This window comes from Arcobacter sp. F155 (assembly GCF_004116455.1).
In the GTDB taxonomy this organism is placed as follows: domain Bacteria; phylum Campylobacterota; class Campylobacteria; order Campylobacterales; family Arcobacteraceae; genus Halarcobacter.
Window position 1 is genome coordinate 1 of sequence record NZ_PDJU01000052.1, and the last position, 416, is coordinate 416.

Genomic DNA, 416 nt, shown 5'->3' on the forward strand with positions numbered 1-416 from the left:
CAATTCTACTATTTTTGTCCTAAAAGTACATAAGCGACCATACTCGTTAGCTAAATTTCAGTTTGCTATAAATAAACTGCTAGAAGAATAATAAATGAACCTTCATTAAAAAGGAATAAAAATGTGTACAGATTGCGGATGTAGCATAACAGACCACCCCCATCATGGCCATGATCACTCACACGATCATCAACATCATTCAGACTCAGCTTCTCCCCAAGCTGCCCATGATACTTTACATCATAATCCACAGTTAAATGATAGTAAAACAGTAGCAGTTATTAAAAACATTTTAGACAAAAATGACCATGAAGCAGCTCATAATAGAGCACACTTTGATAAGCAAAATGTTTTAGGTATCAATCCTATGTCAAGTCCAGCAAGTGGAAAAACAACTTTACTTGAGCACTTAGCAC

1 pseudogene is annotated in these 416 nt (G+C 35.3%); it reads left to right on the plus strand.

The annotated features are described in order from the left end of the window. Window positions 1–121: 121 nt before the first annotated feature. Window positions 122–416 (plus strand): annotated as a pseudogene (locus CRV03_RS14035) (hydrogenase accessory protein HypB); the annotation flags it as partial.